Annotated in this window: 16 protein-coding genes; 6 read left to right on the forward strand and 10 right to left on the reverse strand. The window is 39.5% G+C overall.

Annotation, left to right across the window (positions count from 1 at the left end; genetic code table 11):
* Positions 1 to 2: 2 nt before the first annotated feature.
* The gene (locus SACI_RS08255) at positions 3 to 1,133 is read left to right on the forward strand and encodes a thiolase family protein (protein WP_011278536.1); all 1,131 of its coding nucleotides are present in this window, start codon (positions 3 to 5) and stop codon (positions 1,131 to 1,133) included.
* Positions 1,130 to 1,399, forward strand: a complete 270-nt coding sequence (locus SACI_RS08260) for a hypothetical protein (protein WP_011278537.1) — start codon at positions 1,130 to 1,132, stop codon at positions 1,397 to 1,399. Before SACI_RS08255 ends, SACI_RS08260 begins: the two co-directional genes overlap by 4 nt.
* Positions 1,400 to 1,407: 8 nt before the next feature.
* Here the strand turns inward: SACI_RS08260 and SACI_RS08265 are convergent, their stop codons facing one another.
* The 4 genes from SACI_RS08265 to SACI_RS08280 form a co-directional block, all read right to left on the reverse strand.
* Positions 1,408 to 2,208: a hypothetical protein gene (locus SACI_RS08265; RefSeq protein ID WP_011278538.1), complete on the reverse strand. Its 801-nt coding sequence runs from the start codon at positions 2,206 to 2,208 to the stop codon at positions 1,408 to 1,410.
* Positions 2,209 to 2,282: 74 nt separating this feature from the next.
* On the reverse strand, positions 2,283 to 3,614 hold the full coding sequence (locus SACI_RS08270) for an MFS transporter (protein WP_011278539.1): 1,332 nt from the start codon (positions 3,612 to 3,614) through the stop codon (positions 2,283 to 2,285).
* Positions 3,615 to 3,687: 73 nt separating this feature from the next.
* A complete protein-coding gene (locus SACI_RS08275) occupies positions 3,688 to 5,076 on the reverse strand; it encodes a phytoene desaturase family protein (RefSeq protein WP_080504024.1) in 1,389 nt (462 codons plus the stop codon).
* Positions 5,073 to 5,537, reverse strand: coding sequence for a porin (locus SACI_RS08280; RefSeq protein ID WP_011278541.1), 465 nt, complete (start codon positions 5,535 to 5,537; stop codon positions 5,073 to 5,075). Before SACI_RS08280 ends, SACI_RS08275 begins: the two co-directional genes overlap by 4 nt.
* Before the next feature lie 121 nt (positions 5,538 to 5,658).
* Between SACI_RS08280 and SACI_RS08285 the strand changes: the two genes are divergently transcribed.
* Genes SACI_RS08285 through SACI_RS08295 form a run of 3 tightly spaced genes read left to right on the forward strand, consistent with a single transcriptional unit; the run spans position 5,659 to position 8,026 of the window.
* Positions 5,659 to 6,486, forward strand: coding sequence for a phytoene/squalene synthase family protein (locus tag SACI_RS08285; protein WP_011278542.1), 828 nt, complete (start codon positions 5,659 to 5,661; stop codon positions 6,484 to 6,486).
* Positions 6,487 to 6,500: 14 nt separating this feature from the next.
* Positions 6,501 to 7,163 carry a lycopene cyclase domain-containing protein gene (locus tag SACI_RS08290; RefSeq protein WP_011278543.1) on the forward strand — a complete coding sequence of 221 codons (663 nt, stop codon included), beginning with the start codon at positions 6,501 to 6,503 and terminating at the stop codon, positions 7,161 to 7,163.
* A complete protein-coding gene (locus SACI_RS08295) occupies positions 7,148 to 8,026 on the forward strand; it encodes a hypothetical protein (RefSeq protein WP_011278544.1) in 879 nt (292 codons plus the stop codon). Before SACI_RS08290 ends, SACI_RS08295 begins: the two co-directional genes overlap by 16 nt.
* Before the next feature lie 6 nt (positions 8,027 to 8,032).
* On the opposite strand, the gene SACI_RS08300 is transcribed toward SACI_RS08295, so the two are convergent.
* The 5 genes from SACI_RS08300 to hjc form a co-directional block, all read right to left on the reverse strand.
* Positions 8,033 to 9,562 (reverse strand): hypothetical protein, encoded by a 1,530-nt coding sequence (locus SACI_RS08300; protein WP_230937943.1) that lies wholly within the window; start codon positions 9,560 to 9,562, stop codon positions 8,033 to 8,035.
* 214 nt (positions 9,563 to 9,776) lie between these two features.
* Positions 9,777 to 11,183, reverse strand: coding sequence for an aldehyde dehydrogenase family protein (locus SACI_RS08305; RefSeq protein ID WP_011278546.1), 1,407 nt, complete (start codon positions 11,181 to 11,183; stop codon positions 9,777 to 9,779).
* 117 nt (positions 11,184 to 11,300) lie between these two features.
* Positions 11,301 to 12,119: an amidohydrolase family protein gene (locus SACI_RS08310; protein WP_011278547.1), complete on the reverse strand. Its 819-nt coding sequence runs from the start codon at positions 12,117 to 12,119 to the stop codon at positions 11,301 to 11,303.
* 189 nt (positions 12,120 to 12,308) lie between these two features.
* Complete coding sequence (locus tag SACI_RS08315; RefSeq protein ID WP_176586694.1) at positions 12,309 to 12,701, reverse strand: putative metallopeptidase; 393 nt, start codon at positions 12,699 to 12,701, stop codon at positions 12,309 to 12,311.
* 174 nt (positions 12,702 to 12,875) lie between these two features.
* Complete coding sequence (gene hjc, locus SACI_RS08320; protein WP_011278549.1) at positions 12,876 to 13,295, reverse strand: Holliday junction resolvase Hjc; 420 nt, start codon at positions 13,293 to 13,295, stop codon at positions 12,876 to 12,878.
* Between the two features lie 120 nt (positions 13,296 to 13,415).
* Between hjc and SACI_RS08325 the strand changes: the two genes are divergently transcribed.
* Positions 13,416 to 15,509, forward strand: a complete 2,094-nt coding sequence (locus SACI_RS08325; protein ID WP_011278550.1) for a xanthine dehydrogenase family protein molybdopterin-binding subunit — start codon at positions 13,416 to 13,418, stop codon at positions 15,507 to 15,509.
* A gap of 277 nt (positions 15,510 to 15,786) precedes the next feature.
* Here SACI_RS08325 and SACI_RS08330 read toward each other — a convergent pair whose 3' ends face one another.
* Entirely contained in the window at positions 15,787 to 17,259 is a 1,473-nt protein-coding gene (locus tag SACI_RS08330) for a thiamine pyrophosphate-binding protein (RefSeq protein ID WP_011278551.1), read from the reverse strand.
* Positions 17,260 to 17,285 lie beyond the last annotated feature (26 nt).

The following is a 17,285-nucleotide window of genomic DNA, read 5'->3' on the forward strand; positions in this document are numbered from 1 at the left end:
TAATGGTTGCGATCGTCGATGGCTCAATTACGAAGTTCGGAAAAAGGAAGGAAAGTTTACTTCAACTGATATCCGAAGTCGGAATACCCCTAGTAAAGAAATACGAGATTGACTTTGTCATAGTCTCAAACACTTACTCAGGAGAGCTTAATTCGATATCAGGTCTGAATAATTTAGCTACAACATATTTAGGCATAGACAAGGTACCCTCCATAAGAGTAGACAATACAAGTGGGAGTGGGGGCTCAGCCTTACTAGTAGCTAAGTCGCTATTGGACTCGAAAATGGCTAACACTGTCTTAGTTATAGGGGCAGAAAAGATGTCAGAGAAGAGCACTAAGCAGGTAACCTCTGTAATTGCATCCCTTCTTCCGAGAGAGGAAAGAATGGCTGGGCTAACATTACCTTCCCTAGCCGGTTTGTTATCAAAGGAGTACATGAAGAGATATGATGCGCCAAGAGAGGCATTTGCTAGGGTGGCGGTTAAAAATCATCACAATGGTTCGTTAAATCCCTACGCCCATGTTCAAAAGGAAGTTAGCTTGGAGGAAGTTCTCAAATCTCCGGTCATCGCTGATCCCTTGACTCTCTATGAATTTACCCCTATAAGTGATGGTGCATGTGCTCTGTTAATGGTAAGGAGTGAAGACTCTTACAGCTTCACCAAAAAGCCTGTGTTCATAAAGGGCATAGGGACGGCGTCGGACACATCTAGTATATCTGAGAGGGAAAACATCCTGTCTCTGAACTCAGTGAGAAATGCAGGAGTAATTGCCAAGAAAACGGCGAAAGTAGAGAAAGTGGACTTTGCAGAACTTCATGATATGTCTACGGTCTTGGAAATAGTCCAAGCTGAAGAGCTAGGTCTGTTGAAGAAGGGAGAGGGTTGGAAAGCGTATTTCGATACTGTCACTGAAATAAATGGTGAAATGCCGATAAACACAAGCGGTGGACTAAATTCCAAAGGACATCCTATAGGAGCTAGCGGTGTAGCCCAGGCTTATGAGGCTTTCCTTCAGCTGAGGCGAGAAGCAGGTCAAAGACAAGTTAAGGATGCAAGAACTGGACTTTCACTAAGTATGGCTGGGTTTGGTAATTCAGCTACAGTCCTGATCTACGGTGAGGAACCATGATATATACCTGTAAGAGATGCGGTTATTCATTTTCAGTAGAGAGAGCAAGATGCCCTAAGTGTGGCAACTCTGATTTTTCATCTGTTGAAAAGAGAGAGGGTAAGGTAGTACAGTACTGGAAGTTAACCGCTACACCCGAGGGGGTTGAGGACTCTTACTATCTGTGCCTTGTGGACTTAGGAGGAGCAAAGGTTTTCTGCAGGAGTGCCATAGAACCTGAAGAGAGTGTAGTCCTAGACGAAAAGGGTACATGTAGACCAGCCTAGGACTGTTTTTACGCAAAAGTTATTTTTATATAAACGTCTCCGTAGTAGCTTACTCTAGGTAAGATTATGGTTAGAACGAGAGAAAGGAAACCGTTAGGTTTTATTGTCAAGTTCTCTCCTACAGGTGGAGAGTAAGTGTAATTGAAAATATTTGGTTGAACGGTAAGGTTCATTAACTTAACGGTCTCGTTATAGTTTAGGTTGTGAATTGTAACATTTAGTACTATTTTATTACCACTGAACCCCATGAGGTTTGAGGAAACATTTGTGAAATAAACAGTTAAACTGTTGTTCGAAGAAATGTGAATTACACTTATCCATGTGAAATAGGTTAGGTTAGTCCCCCTCAGGGAGATGTTAAGGAGAATTTTGCCATTCTCTTTATAGTAAATATTGTGGAGAGAAATATTGGAAGGAGTAAGGAATGAGACTATACCATTGGCACTAGTCTCGTTCTTTAGTGTTGTAGGCTGAAACGGGCTAGGATCTCCAAATACTGGTTCACCTGGACTGCCCTCGTAAACGCCTCTGCTGGTGGTTAAGTAGAAGTCCTGTGGGACTATATTTACACTCCCGCTACCGTTATAAGAAACTGTAATGTTGACTTCAACAAACATTTTGTCAGGTACATTTGAAGCCTTTTCAATGGCTTGATTTATGATCACATTGTTTACCTTTCCAGATATGGTTCCTCCACTCTGAATAGTGGAGCTATGGGATGATGCACGGTTCATAAATAGCAGTAGGGACAACGCTATTATCACCACTATTATCAAAACGACAGTGAAAATAGCTGACCGTTTTCTCATTTAAATAAGATTATGAGAAACATGTCGTATAAAAATTTTTGAGATAGAAGAGAGGTGCTTTAACTCTTTGTAATCTATTTTGGCATTTCTACTTTTCCATAGACTCGAGAATAGGCTATAGTAGCTAGAGCTGATACTACGCATATTATCGTATAAGTAAGTGCATAGTATATCCACAACTGAGATACAGGAAGTTTAGTGTAAAGCAAAATTATCGGGGGGACGAAAGTAGATACTATACCGCTAAGTAATCCTCCTATCTGATAAGCCAGACCAGTACCAGTATACCTGTATTTTGTAGGGAAGCTTTCAGCGAACCAAGACGCTAATCCTCCAAAGGGATAGAACACTGCTCCATAAAATATCGCTGAAGACAAGATAACAAAGTATGCCTCTTTGAGTGATATCATGTAAAAGTACAAGTAGACCAATACTGAACAAACTACAGCAACGATCACGTTCAACCTAGTCATCCTGATGCTTTTGGTCATTACACCAAGTACTATTGATGCGAGACCGCCCACTACGTAACCTATACCTATTACCAGGTTCATAAAAGACTGCGAGCTCAAACCAAGTATAGTATTCACACCTATAGCTGAGGCAAATTGTATAGAGTAAGGAGTGGCAATTAGAACAGTGGTTACTGTCATATACCACCAAGCTATCGCTAGAAGGATTATACTAACCCAATATTTTTTCAAGGTTTCTAGGGCGGGCGACTTGGACAACTCTCCTTTAACTTTTAATTCAAGGAACAACGGACTTTCAGAGGTGTAATAGCGCATTAAAGCCCCTAACACGACTATAATAGCCCCTACTATGAATAATAACCTCCACCCCCATGACAGGAAAGAAGCCCTGTCTAGTAATGCTGAAACTATCGCAAATCCGAATGTTGATGCAGATATACCGAAGAGCACTGCACCTTGGAGAAAAGACGTCCAGTATGTAGGACTACTATTCGCTTTTTTAGCAAACTCAACCATCCACGATACTGCTCCTCCCCATTCCCCTCCAAAGCCTATCCCCTGAATAATTCTGAGTATTATTATCATGAAAGCTGATATTACACCAATTTGTGCGTAAGTTGGTAAGACACCTAGTCCAAATGTTCCTATGAACATAAGTAAAAGGGTAATGATCAGTGTGGACTTTCTACCTAACTTATCTCCTATTTGCCCGAATATTAGACCGCCTAGGGGTCTTACTATGAAGGCTATTCCCACTGTGGACAGAGATAATGCCAATCCTACAGTTGGGTTCTTAGTAGCAGGATTGAAATACAGTGAAGGCCAAACTATTCCAGCAGCGGTTGCACTCAAAAGTAGATCATAGTATTCTAAAAATGTGCCTATTGATGCAGCTAAAGTAACTTTCCTTAGCTCACTTTTACTTATGCTCATTATTGTACATTTTCAATTTGTTAATTAAAAATTTGACGAACATAAGTTCGGAGACTCTTACTCAGGCATTTCCTTATTTTCTTTTCTCCATGTCCTCTAGTACTTTCTTACCAACAATCATTGCAGATATTGTAACCATGGGCACACCTATACCAGGTTGTGTATATTGCCCAACATGATACACATTTCTCCATCTCCTATTTCTCATGGGAGGTCTAAATGGACCGGTCTGGTCTAATGTATGTGAAATCCCAAAGGCTGTCCCTCTATATGCATTGTAATCCACTAGGAAATCAAAAGGAGTATACACTCTCATGAATTTCACGTCAAATTTACTACCTGTTTTCTCCTTGAAATCCTGTATAGCTCTCTTCACATAAGCCTCGGGGTTTATTCCAAATAGCCCAGCTGAAATGGGTACAAGGAACACTAAACTGTCCCCCTTAATCCTCTTATCGGTTGCCCTGGTGTAGCTTACGTAATATGATAGGTTGTTTAAGTCTGGCTCAGCTCCCCTCATAATCGAGTTAAAGTGATACCTCCAGTCACCATTAATTATTATTACATGGTGAGGCGATTTTAACTCTCCTTCAACGCCTGCATAAACTAATATTGCTGATGGTGCCAACTTCCTCCTCATCCAATACACTTCATCATTACTTGACAGCAACTTGTCTGCATAATGGTAGTCCATGTTAAATATGAAGTAGTCCCCATCCACTGCCCTTCCCTTACTCTCAACATACTTCAACATTCCATTTGATCCTTGAACCTTATCCACTTCAAAATCAAACTTGAACTCCACTCCTGCTCTTTTACAGGCTTCAAACAGCTTCAGAACTAATCCCTTAAAGCCTCCTTCAGGATAGAAAACGCCCTTTCCGTATATGGCGTAATTGACCATGGCGTATATCGCAGGTGTGTTAAAAGGAGATCCCCCTAAGAATACTGCCGAGAATCCTAGTGCCTTTTGAAGGAACTCGTCATTAGGGAAATACCTTCTGTTAAAGTTGTCAAGGGTGTTGAATATGGGAAACCTATTCATGTTGTTTATTATTGTAGAGTCAAGTAGGTCTGAGATCTTTAGTTCTTTGTAGAGAAATTTTTCCATCGCTAAACTGTACATGAATTCAGTGTCTGTTAGGTAACTGGCTAACCTATCATCATATTTATAAAATGACTCTGACCTCCTATCCCTCTCTGATATCAAAGAGAATAAAGGACTTACTTCCTTAATTGTGGGTGGTTCCTCTCCAACTTCTCTGTAGAACTTTTCAAAAACTTCAGGCATAAGATACCATGATGGTCCCATATCAAACTCGTAGTCCCCTTCACTAAACCACCTGGCTCTTCCTCCAGGGAGTGAATTCTTCTCTAGGACTGTAACATTTATCCCTTTTTTAGCTAGATAAAGAGCAGTCGATAGTCCGCCTATTCCCGCACCAACTATAACTGCTTTTATACTCGATCCACTCCTTCAGGTATTTCGTCTAGTCCTCTTATTATTAACAAGAATCCCCAGTTACCCCTACCTTTGTTATGGTGAACGTCATGGACCATAACTAACTCCCTGAAATATTTGTGTTTCATTGCCCAGGATCTAAGGTGTAGGTGTCTGTCGTGTATGATCATGTCATGTACAAAGAAGTAGGATATTCCATAACAGGTCATTCCTATGCCTAAGCCTAGGGATATAGGGTTAAGGTTGAATATACCATTGAATATAAGGTAAGCAGCTAGTGTAGCAAAAAGTGCCCCAAATAAGTCATTTCGTTCAAAGGTGCCGTGTTGGTCCCTGTGGTGATCCTTATGAATGAACCACATAAACCCGTGCATTACATATTTGTGTACAAATCTCGCTATGAATTCCATAGAAAAGAACATAACTACCGCCGTGGGAAGAATTATCAACAAATCATTCATAGTCTGATGATCTCGCTGTCTAGTTATAAAACCATGTAAGCAAAATTAGTATATCTCCAAATAAATCCTAATAAGGAATAATATAACATATTTTTATTTAAATACCTGTGTAAGCCATACTGTGGTCAACTTAACACTGATATTCAAAAGAGCGAGCGTCACATATTACAACAGCTCAGTGTTCTTCCCCCCTCAGGTTAGGAGGGATGTCACTAAGCTTTACGCTTTTGTGAGAGTTTTTGATGACCTAGTGGACTCAATTCCTCAAAAGGCTAAAGAGTTTTATGAGCTGAGAAGTAAGTACTACGAACAGCTAGACGGTAAGGATTCAAACGACCTTGTATTGAAGAACTTTGTAGACCTAATGAGGAGAAAGAACTTTGACAAGGAATGGGTGGATGCCTTCCTTGATGCTATGGAGAGCGATTTGAAGAAGAGTGTTTACTACACTATTGATGAGCTACTTGAGTACATATATGGTTCAGCAGAGGTAGTTGGAGTAATGATGGCTAAGATATTGGACTTACCTGAGGAGTCTTACTACTACGCTAGAATGTTAGGGAGGGCAATGCAGTATATAAATTTCATTAGAGATGTTGAAGAGGACATGGCATTGGGTAGACAATATTTACCTTTCCAGGAGATGATGGAGTTTAAGACGTCCTTGCTTGATAGCTCTCCAAGATTTAATGAGTTCATAAGGTTCCAGATAAGCAGATATTTTGAATACCAGAAGACAGCTGAGAAAGGGTATAGTTACATACCATTCAGGTACCTAATTGCCATAAAGACTGCTGCAGATATGTACAAGTGGACAGCAAAGAAGATATGGAATAATCCACAGATAATCAAGCAGAGGAAGATAAAGCCAAAGAAGAGAAGAGTAATTGCCCAGGGTATATACAACGCTTTAGGGGTGTACTTCTTACGCAACTTCCTATCTTTCTGAAGGGATATGCTTATGTGGAAATAGACTTAATGATGTTCATTCCCACTCTTATACTTTCACTTATTTTGAAGGGAAGAAATTATCTAGCCTTACTAAGTTCTATAGCCATTGTTAGCCCTCTGTTCTTGTATTGGGACTTCTTTGCTACAGCTTTTGGTTCATGGTCATTTAACAGGACTTGGATTCTGGGTTTTTACGTAATTAATCTACCTATAGAGGAGGTAATGTTCTTTGTCGTAACGCCCTTTGCTACTCTTCTTATTTACGATATACTTAAGAGGAGTAAGGGTTCCGAAATAAGGTTCATAAACAGACGCCTAGTATTTATCATCTCAGCACTTCTAGTTGTTGTTGACTTGGCTCTATTTCTCCACTATTCCTACACGTTCATTGTTATACTCTACTTGTCCATGTCACTAATAATATCGGCAATTTTAGATGAAGGTATGTTGAGGTCAACAGTATTTTGGAAGTTCATGAGTCTCACATATGTTCCCTTCTTAGTTTTCGATTACTTTTTGACGTCAATTCCTGTGGTGCTGTATGGAGCTTCTAACTCAATACTCGGAGTTAGGGTACTTACAATACCGATTGAGGACTTCATATATTCCTTTTCCATGATCATGCTTTACACTCTGTTCTATAGGTTAAGTGATAAAAATTGGATAAAGAGCTAGAATACTATTTTCAAAATAAACCTGAGAGAGTGTACGAAATAGGTGATAGAGAGAGGATACTGAAGTGGATGGCGAGCAGACCCAGGGCTAAAACAGAGATTAAGGTGATTGGAGGTAAAGACAGTGAGGTGGTTGTTGTTATACCAACTGCTAACTTTGAAAGAGTTAGCAGGGAATTACGTAAAATTTACAGTGACCTTACTTTAGTTTTTGTACTTAGTTCAGGACCTTATTTTAATTATGCGACAAGTGTAAACCACGGAATTCAGTTTGCGTTAAAGGAGTTTCACCCTAAGTGGATCGTGGTATCAAATGATGACGTTCTTGAGGCTGAAAATCCCTCTAAACTTGTCGAGGAGTTAAGCACTACTGATAGGAGTCTGGTATTTGCGAAGCCCTCTAGTTATCACACGTATAAGGTATCGATAATCAAGTTTAATCGATCTTATTTGAAGGTCATGAAGAACATTGGTAAAATCTTCCGTATACCTCCTGCAGAGGTTTACGGTAGCTTAACGCTAAAATATGGAGAGAAGCTAAGGATTAGTAAGCTCACTGTAATAGACTCCATGCTTAAAGCCAAGAAATTTGCAGGGGAGGTTGTCAAAGAAGTGGTAAATGGTGGGAGCTTTATGGTTATAAACAGGAGAATTGTTAGTGACAAGGTTTTTGACGAGACGTTCATAAATGGTTATGAGGACGTGTTCCTTTCACTAAAACACGAGAAAGACACCGAGATAATTGATTACCAACTTAGGGAAAAGAGGGGTATGAGCTTAGGCTTTGATAAAATTAGGTTTGTAAGGCTTTACGTTAATGAGGTATATTTTAATTATTTGATGGAAAAAAGTGAGAAAATGTGAAAACTTTTATTTTCTCCTTCTAGTCAGCAGGACTACTGCAATTATTACAATTATAGCAACTATTATACCAATTATTATGTACATCGTACTACCTGAGGTTAATGGAGATGGGGAGTAACCATACACTACGTAGTAAGTGTTAGCAGGGTCCACTAACACTACAACTTTTCCATTATCGACGAAGTAATCATTTGAATTCACTTGTGTTAGTGAGTTCCCGTTCTTAGCAAACACAGCAACTGTCTCATTTTTAAGTAATGAAACGTTAAATACCACATATCCTGTTGCATTTATTGAGACTACTTGGCTCTCATAGGACTTTCCGTTTATGGTTACATTCTGGACATTCACAGACTGAGGTACAACCAACCTTACATAGGCTGACGAGCTATTGGGGAATACAAGTACATACTGTCCATTTCCATTGACGTCTAGGTCAACTAACACTCTACCGTTTTCAACATTTCTTGATAGGTCTACATTAGCAGTGCTCATCACACCGTTATTTGTGACCACAACTATGACAGGGTTTCCACTTACCATAACCTTAGTTACTACTTTTGGACTACCGTACTGTGCCTGTGGGTTAACGATAACTTTTACAGATCCACTGACACCATCTATACCGCCTGATAGTATACTAAGACTAGAGCTTGCCACAGTTGAAACATACGATGTTGAGACGTAACCTGCCAATGTACCGTTAACACCCAAGAACTCTATTCCAGTAAAGTATCCCTGGGCTTGGAAGCTTATTGAGGGTGTTGAGAATTGTCCTTGAGTTGATGTAGTCCACACCATGGCTGGAACATATGAACCCTGGAAGTAGGCTAAGGTTGCGTTATAGTTAGCCTCTCCATTCAATCCGTTATAGTGGAACTCAACCTGTGAGTATCTCTTAGGGTGAGAGCTTTCAATAGTAGTTGTAAAGGAAAATGAACCTGAAAGGTTTAAGGTGACTTTCTGTAGCTGTAGGGAAACTGTCTGTGAGTAGGAGTTTTGCTGTCTATTTATGTCGAACGTAACGTTAGAGAAGCCTGTTCCATTTAAGAACTCTAATATCAGTTTTGCTGAAGAGTTAAAGTAAGCCAGACCAGTTATGCTAGCAGTTCCGTTTGTGAAACCAGCCCACACGAGTTCCTCATCTAGGTTTGGTTCCTCTAGTATTACTCTGGCAAGTTGAGGGATCTCTGAGTTCACTGTTATGTTAAAGTTGGACACTGATACAGTTATGGTTCCAGAGAAAGTCTGTAAACTTCCAACATTTACGTCATATGTATAACTATCGTAACTGATAGTCTTGGTTGTGGAATTATCTGCCGTCATATTATATGTAACCTCAGAGTATGTGTATTTTGTGCCAGCAGGTGATGTTCTTAGCATAGATGAGTAGTCTTGGTACATTACTTTGAAAGTGTTATTTTGGCTAGTTGATGCACTTATGGGATGCTGTAATGTCAGTAGAGGTATAGATAGAATAGGTACTAATAAAAATACAGTCATTAATACTCTGAGTATAGATGTGTTATATGGCATAATTAACGCTAAGTGAAAGAGAGTTAAAAAATCATTCATACTATTCCTTAAATGTAGAAGATAAGACTTAATTTATAATAAGTTAAAATGTAAGAAACACTAATTTTCATCTTTTTTCATTCTAGTGATAGATATATCTAATACCACACAAAGATTACGTTAAAGGTAACCTTTTAGATAACTGAGGAGAGATAAAACGGTAAAACTAACTTCCTTACAGGAGGGTTATGGACACCAACTTGTTCTCAGTCATTTCCAGCATTGTATCTCTAACACCTTCTCTTCCTATCCCGGTCTTCTTAAACCCACCAAATGGTAGTGAATCCCACCTCAGTCTTGTACTATCGTTAATGATTACAGCTCCGAACTTAAGAGCCTTGCTTATCCTGAGAGCCCTGTTTACATCCTTAGTGAACACAGCTGATTGCAATCCATAATCCGTGGAGTTAGCCACTTGAATGGCTTCCTCATCACTTTTCACTGGTATTATAGGTGCAACAGGTCCAAATACCTCTGTTTTAGTAACTAACATGTCTAAGCTGGGCTTTAGAACTGCAGTAAGGGGAAAGAAATGTCCATTATCAGGTCCTTTATTTAGTATCTCAACTTTTCCTCCCTTAGATTTGGCGTCATCTATTACAGAGTTGAGGTTTTCCACACTCTCTCTATTTATTACAGGTCCTACATCAGTGTTCTCGTCTAGTGGGTCACCTACTCTCAATTCCTTAACCTTTTTCTCAAAAGATGACACAAATCTCTCATATATTTCTTCTCTCACTATTATCCTCTTTCCAGCATTACAATTCTGTCCAGCGTATTCGTATCTGGCTCTAACTGATATGGACGATGATCTTTCGATATCTGCGTCCTCTAATACAATTATTGGGTCAGATCCTCCCAACTCCATAATTATCCTCTTACCTAGTGAAACAGCCTTTGACGCAATCATTAAACCAGTCTGTGTAGAGCCAGTTAATGTAACTAAGCTTATTGAGGGGTGAGTATAGAGCTCATCGCCTATCTCCTTACTATACCCAGTAACTACTCTGATAGCTTTCTCTGTTAAACCTGCTTCAACAAGGATCTTAGCCATCTCCAGAGCAGATAATGGAGTGTTAATACTAGGTTTTACTACTACAGAGTTACCTACAGCTATTGCAGGAGCCACCTTATGGGCGAACGAGTTAACGGGAAAGTTAAAGGGTAGTATTGCACTAACCACTCCTAAAGGTTCCCTTTGGCTCACTACAATTCTATTTTCATTTCCAGGAGGATACTCATACCCATCTACCCTGTAGTTTTTACCCTCCAATACAAAAACTGCCTCCTCCCCTGCCTGTCGGAATAGTCTTGAAGCTCTAGTTACCTCAACTCTGGCATCCTTTATTGGTTTTCCAGCCTCAAGGGCTAGTAACCTAGCTAATCTCTCTTTTTCCCTCTCAATGATATCTGAAGCTCTCTTTAGAATTGCCGTCCTCTTATATAGGGGAAGTGAAGATATATCCTCGAAACCCTTATCTGCCTCTTCAATTTGTGCCCTTACATCATCTCTACTCATCCTTTTCACTTTACCTATGACTTTTAAATTGGAGGGAGATACGACCTCTATAGTTTCCGACATACTACAAATTTAATCCTTGATGCTAATAAAGAATTTCATAATAAAATAAAGAGAGTAAAACAAAGAAAATAGGTGAAGTTGTTCGAACTAAAATATCTTAAAACGATAGTGTACAGATTAGCCTCTTCCGGTAGACTTAATGAGCCTCCCTGCGTTTTCACTCAGTATCTTATTTTTTAGATCAGCATCAAGATTTACCTGTGATAATTCATTGATCCATCTGTCTGGTTTTATTAAGGGGAAATCGGATCCGAAAAGCAACTTATCCTTTAATCTCTTAGCGTTCTTCCACAGGGCATCAGGTACATATTTTGGTGCCCAACCTGATAGATCTAAATACACATTCGGCTTATGCAGAGCTATTGCAATTGCCTCCTCAGTCCATGGCCAACCAAAATGGGCTAAAACTATCTTTATATCTGGAAATCTTACAGCAATTTCATCAAAATATATTGGTCTACCGTAATCTAACCTTATACTAGACCTTAAACCTGCCCCGATTCCTGAGGTACCAGTATGAAAAACTATAATTAATCCGTGATTGTTGACCACTTCATACAACTTCATTGCCTTTTCGTCGAGGGGATGAAATCCTTGTAGTTGAGGATGTAGTTTCACTCCTACAGGTTCAAACTTCTTTATCGCCTCCTTCAGTTCTTCTACTGCATTTGGTTTCATTGGATCTACAGACACGAACCTTACAACCCTATCATCATTGGGAACTGCTTCATTGTGAATTCTTCTCCCCAGAAAGGTCGTGGAGTCTATGGGTAGGACTACGAACCTCTTAATCCCTATCCCCTCATAGTAGTCCAGTATTTCCTTGAACTCCTTGAGCTCTATCTTAGCGTTAAAGTATCTAAATGCAGGTTCAGCATATTCTCCTAAAAATTCCACGAACTCCCTTACTGGTGCGTGGAAATGGAAGTCTATCATAAGAAAATAATATCCTTGATCACATTATAATAATTTTGGTAGCTAAAAATCATTAGTTAATATAAAATTTTTCAGTAGTCCTAGGTGGTTCACAGGGACAGTGGAATACCTGATCAGTTTTTGCCAAAGTAGGATGTAGACGATTTGTTGGACAGACATAAAATTGACCAGAATGTCGTCATATTACCTTTATCTACTTTTCCAGTTCCCTCTCTTCTTACTGTAGTACTCCCTGTATAATTTTTCCACTTCTCTCTTGTTCACATGTTTTCCATGGGCTCGTAGACCACCGCTGAAACCTTTAGGTATGTGGAGGATTTCATGTATAAGCACCTTTATCTTCTCCTCTTCACTGAGTCTAGAATACCTTTCAGTAATCAGTTCTATCACATATAGTGGTTCAAGCTGAAAAGAAGTCAGTATCACTTTTGGAACACTCCAGATTCTTGCTATGGCTCTAGACTTAGAATTGACGGAGTATACGACTCTCACCCTTTCGGCATTTATGTATTCAAGACCTAGTACTTGTATTATTTCTCTAAGTAATTTTTCCTCTTCTAGCCCCCTGGTGTACTTAATCACAGGGAAAATAATGTAAGTGATCATTTAAATAGATAATACAAAGAATATGTCTCTTGTTATTTAACGAGGGAAAGAGTTAGGAACTCATTGTGAATTAAAGGATCATCAGTATGCAATCAACAAGCCAGAGTAGGGAGGAAAATTCTTACATCTCGCTAACAGGAAAAATAAATATCACAATTTACTTAATTCTCTTCCAGCCTGTGGTATGTAGTTCTCTAGGAACTGAGATATATAATTCTCTAAAAATATAGAGTTGTCTACAGTTACTTCTACTTCCTTTATTTCCCTTATTTCCATTACTTTCCATTTGTGGATTTCTTTGAATTTCACTGCAATTAAGGCTCTCCCTTCCATAGTAAACATAGAGAGAAACTCAAACAGCTTTATCACTTGTCTGTCCTTCACTTTCACCTTATGTTCCCAAGTGCTCTTGCACTCTATAGCTAATAGGATGTTCCCTTTTGTAGCGAAAATGTCAGGTAGTGGATTAGGAGAGGAATTAGACGTAGGTATTCTAACGGCATTAAAGCCCTCAGACCTTAAAATCGACACCAGTTCCCTTTCAGCACTTTTTCCAATGTCTCTATTCATTTGCACCAAAATTGTCTGATAAGCCTTAAAAAGGAGTGTGTCCCTACATAATGCACGTTAGTTGAATTTAAGTTGTTTCGTAGATAGATTTATTTGCTTCCTATACGGCAATATCATTTCATGAAAAGAGTAGATGTTTACAATTCATTAATAGGAAGAGGAGGATATGTTGACGACCTTGAATTTAAGGGTAAATACGCCTTCTTTCTAAGAAGTCCATATCCTCATGCTCGAATACTTAAGATAGACCCCACAGACGCAGTAAACAGAGGGGCTCTAGTTCTCACAGGAAAAGACATTGTCACAAAACGTGTGGAGTCAGGAGAAAGGGAAGGGGCAGGTCTAAATACCTCTCTCTTAGCGATTAACAAGGCATTATATGTCGGTCAGCCTGTTGCACTAGTTCTGGCAGACGATCCTTACAGGGCATCAGACCTGGCAGAGCTAGTACAGGTAGAGTATGAACCATTACAGGCAGTACCAAATATTGATAAGGCTTTGGAGAACAAAGTCCTGATATTTGAGGATTTAAAGAGTAACGTAGTCAGGGAACAGACTTTTGAGTTTGGAAAGGTGGAAAATAAAGGCAAAAGCATAGAAATTAACCTTTATTGGTCCAGGAGTTCAGGTAATCCAATAGAGCCTTATGGTGCCCAAGTAATTCCAAAGGACGATGGGTTAATAGTTATTTCAAATCAGCAGGCGGGTAATGTGGTTTCCAACGAGCTTCAGAAAGCTTTGGGCGTTAAAGTAGTTCACAAGAATGCAAGACAGGGAGGAAGTTTTGGTGCGAAGTTCTCATTTGTAAGGTACTTGTCTGTGTTGGGTTATGCATCTTTGAAATATAAGGTTCCAATTAAGTGGATTGAAACCAGAAGTGAACACTTATTAGCATCTAATAGCAGTGGTCCTGAAAGAAAGTTCAAGATCAATGCCTATTATAGCTCTGATGGTAAAGTTAATGCTCTCGACATCCATTTGTGGGAAGATGTAGGTGCATCAATAGATTCAGGTCAAGCGTTCAAACCTTTAGGTTTCCTTACTGGACCTTACAAGATACCTAATATCAGGTATACAGGGACTTTAGTTGCAACAAACAAGAACCCACCTGGTGCTTTCAGGGGAGCAGGTACTCCTCCTCACACATGGGCTTTGGAGAGAGTCATGGATGCAATAGCTGACGACTTAGGTATTAGTAGAGCTGAAATAAGGAAAATTAATGCCATTGACACATTCCCCTATGACACAGGTTTTGCGTACATAGATTCTGGAAATCCAAAAGGTCTGTTAGAATTAGCTTTGTCCAGGAAAGACATATTTTCAATGAGAGATGAGAGGACTGGAGTTGGGATAGCGTTATCCACAGACCCAAGCACACCCTCAGGAAGTGAGAGAGTAAAGATAAAAGTGAAGAACGGTAAAATCGTAATTGGCTTAGGTTTTGGAGCAGAGGGACAAGGGAATGAACATACAGCAGTGTATTTAGCTTCAAAGCTTCTAGGTTTACCAACTGAAGACATAACATATGAGGCTCTAGATAACACTGAGTTACCCACGTCTTTTGGACCCGGCGGAAGTAGGATGGCTGCATTCACTTATGGCTCAGTTTCAGGAGCTGTAGAGGAATTAAAGGCTAAAACCAGGAGGAAGGCTGAGGCTGTTTTGGGGGATAAGGTATCATATGAGAACGGATACTTTGTTGGTGAAAAAGGTGGAAAGATCAAGATCACCCAGTTTGAGGGAGAAGAAGTAGAGTTTACCTATACTCTTCAGGGCAAATACAGGTTTAACGCATATCCTTTTGCCTGTGATTTAGCAGTTGTAAGAATTGAAGACGGTAAGATTAAACCCATAAAGCATGTTGTGTACATTGACCCAGGTAATCCGATCGACGAAGACCTAGTTAAAGAGCAGGTAATAGGTGGTACAGCTACTGGTATTGCATTGGCTTTATATGAAAGATATCTTTATGACGACAACGGTAATCTACTCACTACAAACCTTGCCGATTACGGTATGCCGACTGCGGCAGATTTACCAGATATCGAGGTAAATATAGTTCCAACTCCATCACAGGTTACTCCCTACGGTGTTAAAGGAGTAGGAGAGATTCCTGTGGGTGTGGCTGTAGCCGCAGTTACCAGTGCAATTGAGGATGTAATAAAGAGAAGAATAACAAAGGTGCCCGTAAACTTAGAGGATTTATGGTCTTGAAATAGAAATAACATACTACAAGGAATACACTTTTATGATCTCGACTTTACTGTATCAGGATTGGTTAATCATATGAAAATATTTTTGGTAAAGATTTTAGGAAGGTGAACACACCAATTTATGGCTAATTAATTAAGTTAATACTCTTTAATTTCTCATAATTTCTAGTATAATAAAAATATATAAATGTTAGAGCTACCAACTAGAAATAACTTCATTGAAACAGTAGGTGTATAGCAGACCCTATTATGCAGAATGAAAAACACATAACACTCCCCTATTCTTCTACCCTAATTTCAGCTAGCTTCCTTTCCTCTCCTTCCATTAACCATTTTACGGCTAACTGATAGTCCTCAAACTCCTTAGCCCTAAAATCATAAGCCTCTGCTATCCTCCAAGGGTGTGTTTCAGGAGAGAAGAAGTCACGTTTGTATCCTGCCCTGGATCTTAAAGCCTCATAACCACTGTTGTTTATAATCAGTATCTTGACTCGCAAATCATATCTTGATGCTGTCCATATTGCCTGAGGCGCATAGTTGAAACTCCCATCACCCATTATAACTAGTGACTTTCCACCAGCAGATGCGTATCCGACACCAGCAGGAAGTGCCCATCCTAGTAGTCCAGACCTATTAGAGTAAAATCTTGTTGAGGAGAATAGCTCTCTTATTTCTTCACCTTGTGAAGAGGCTTCTCCAAAAACAGTGTAACCGTCAGTGTAACTCAAGAGTAATTTAAGCATATTACTTATCTTTTCGTTTCTCCTCTTCTGCCTTTGTATAATCCTACTTGGACTACTTCTGGGGGTAATCAGCTCATTAAGTTTGCCTGTAAAGTACTTCAAATTACACACTATAGTGTTCCACGGTCTTTTCCTAGCTTCGTTTACATCTGAGGTGACTTGGATTACGTTCTTCCAGTGAATGTCTTCATCCATGTAGAGTACTCTGTGGAGTTCACCCCCAAGGACTAGGACTAGATCGTAATTCCTTATTATCTTGTTTAACTCACTGGCTCTTGTGGGTAGGGTGTCATTTACTCTTATACCTGATGATCTGGACAAATAAGGTTCAGCGTATATTGGGCAGTTCAGTTTATTGGAAAGATGCATAACCTCTTGGGAGGCATCAAATGTTTCAATCTCGTATCCTGCAACTATAGCAATCTGGCTACTACTCTTGATTTTTTCAACTGTGTCAATTATTACAGACTCGGAGCACATATTCCCTTCTACAACTTTGCCATAGTTTACGTCTTCATCTGATATATCCTCTATTATGTCATAGGGTAACGAAACTACTACTGGACCGTAAGGATAGGTTAAACAAGTCCTTATGGCTCTGTTCATGAACTTGATCGTCTCCTTACTGTTTTTAATCTCCACATATTCCTTCACAGAGGGTAATGAGGAGAAATTGTAGTACAACATAGGCTCCTCTGGAGAACTATATGATGGTTGCTGTCCAGCAATAATGAGCAATGGCGATTTGTTACGATAGGCTGAGTAAATATATCCAAAGGAATTTGACAGTCCAGGACCTGCATGAAGGTTTACAACTCCTAGGTTACGTGATTTCAGATAATATCCCTCACTTAAACCCACTGCAACACCGTCATGAAGAGCTAAATAGTACTTCATGTTATTTGGAAGGTATTTTAAAAAGTGAAGTTCCGTTGTGCCGGGATTACCATAGATTGAGTTAGTGTATTTGCTCAAGAGGTCGTAAATCTGCTGAGCTATAGTAGGCATGAAGAGTTATTTTACTGTGGCTTAAT

Origin of the sequence: Sulfolobus acidocaldarius DSM 639, from assembly GCF_000012285.1 — an archaeon.
Classification (GTDB): Archaea; Thermoproteota; Thermoprotei_A; order Sulfolobales; family Sulfolobaceae; genus Sulfolobus; species Sulfolobus acidocaldarius.

Coding starts and splice junctions, on each gene's coding strand:
- SACI_RS08330 (WP_011278551.1), bottom strand. CDS start 17,259: ATGCCTACTATAGCTCAGCAGATTTACGACCTCTTGAGCAAATACACT.
- SACI_RS08325 (WP_011278550.1), top strand. CDS start 13,416: ATGAAAAGAGTAGATGTTTACAATTCATTAATAGGAAGAGGAGGATAT.
- SACI_RS08255 (WP_011278536.1), top strand. CDS start 3: ATGGTTGCGATCGTCGATGGCTCAATTACGAAGTTCGGAAAAAGGAAG.
- SACI_RS08270 (WP_011278539.1), bottom strand. CDS start 3,614: ATGAGCATAAGTAAAAGTGAGCTAAGGAAAGTTACTTTAGCTGCATCA.
- hjc (WP_011278549.1), bottom strand. CDS start 13,295: ATGAATAGAGACATTGGAAAAAGTGCTGAAAGGGAACTGGTGTCGATT.
- SACI_RS08280 (WP_011278541.1), bottom strand. CDS start 5,537: ATGAATGATTTGTTGATAATTCTTCCCACGGCGGTAGTTATGTTCTTT.
- SACI_RS08305 (WP_011278546.1), bottom strand. CDS start 11,183: ATGTCGGAAACTATAGAGGTCGTATCTCCCTCCAATTTAAAAGTCATA.
- SACI_RS08265 (WP_011278538.1), bottom strand. CDS start 2,208: ATGAGAAAACGGTCAGCTATTTTCACTGTCGTTTTGATAATAGTGGTG.
- SACI_RS08310 (WP_011278547.1), bottom strand. CDS start 12,119: ATGATAGACTTCCATTTCCACGCACCAGTAAGGGAGTTCGTGGAATTT.
- SACI_RS08260 (WP_011278537.1), top strand. CDS start 1,130: ATGATATATACCTGTAAGAGATGCGGTTATTCATTTTCAGTAGAGAGA.
- SACI_RS08300 (WP_230937943.1), bottom strand. CDS start 9,562: ATGCCATATAACACATCTATACTCAGAGTATTAATGACTGTATTTTTA.